The following is a 1,020-nucleotide window of genomic DNA, read 5'->3' on the forward strand; positions in this document are numbered from 1 at the left end:
GGTACTTGCGGCTGCCCCACTCGCCGTACGGGCCGGCGTGCATCAGATAGCCGGCCTTGGTCGAAAGGATCAGCTCGTCGCGGTGGGACGCGAAGTCCTGGGCAAAGATCTTGCCGAAGTTCAGCTCGGCCGAGCCGGGCGGCGGACCGTAGTTGTTCGCCAGGTCGAAGTGGGTGATCCCGAGGTCGAAGGCCCGGCGGAGGATCGCCCGCTGGGACTCCAGCGTCCTGTCGTCGCCGAAGTTGTGCCAGAGGCCGAGGGAGATCGCGGGGAGCTTGAGGCCGCTGTGGCCGGTGCGCCGGTACTCCATGGAGTCGTAGCGCGAGGGCTCTGCCCGATAGGGATTGGTATCAGTCACGTTGTCCTCCCTATCACGGAGTTGTGACGCACCGAGTTGGGTACCCCCTCCCGGCGCGCAGTAATGTGGCGCACTCGGGGGCACCGCAATTCGCACGGGGGCACTGCACGGAGGGGCTGGAAGATCGTGAAGCTGCGCGACCTGGTGTACAGGCTTTACGCACGCCGGGTGGAAGGCCGCCTCGACCATGACGCGGCGCCCAAGCACATCGGCGTCATCCTGGACGGAAACCGCCGCTGGGCGAAGGCGTCCGGAGGGACGACGGAGCAGGGCCACCAGGCCGGAGCGGACAAGATCTCCGAGATGCTGGGCTGGTGCACCGAGACGGACGTCGAGGTCGTCACCCTGTGGATGCTCTCCACGGACAACCTGGACCGGCCCGAGGTCGAGCTCCGTCCGCTGCTCAACATCATCGAGAACACCGTGCGGGGCCTCGCCGCGGACGGCCGCTGGCGCGTCCACCACGTCGGCAACCTCGACATCCTGCCCGCCCGGACCCAGACCGTGCTCAAGGAGGCCGAGCAGGCCACCCACGACGTCGACGGGATACTGGTCAACGTCGCCGTCGGCTACGGCGGCCGCCAGGAGATCGCCGACGCGGTCCGCTCGCTGCTGCTGGAGCACGCGCGGAAGGGCACCTCCTTCGAGGAGCTCGCCGAGAT

Annotated in this window: 2 protein-coding genes; one reads left to right on the plus strand and one right to left on the minus strand. The window is 68.1% G+C overall.

Going from position 1 to position 1,020, the window contains the following annotated elements; genetic code table 11:
- A partial coding sequence (locus ACFWVD_RS28965) for an aldo/keto reductase (protein WP_379248119.1) occupies positions 1–310 on the minus strand: 310 nt, incomplete at its 3' end.
- A 174-nt stretch (positions 311–484) separates the two neighbouring features.
- On the opposite strand from ACFWVD_RS28965, the gene uppS reads away from it, so the two are divergent.
- The coding region (uppS, locus tag ACFWVD_RS28970) for a polyprenyl diphosphate synthase (protein ID WP_379248117.1) at positions 485–1,020 on the plus strand (536 nt) is incomplete at its 3' end.

This window comes from Nocardia sp. NPDC058666 (assembly GCF_042714895.1).
Classification (GTDB): Bacteria; Actinomycetota; Actinomycetes; order Mycobacteriales; family Mycobacteriaceae; genus Nocardia.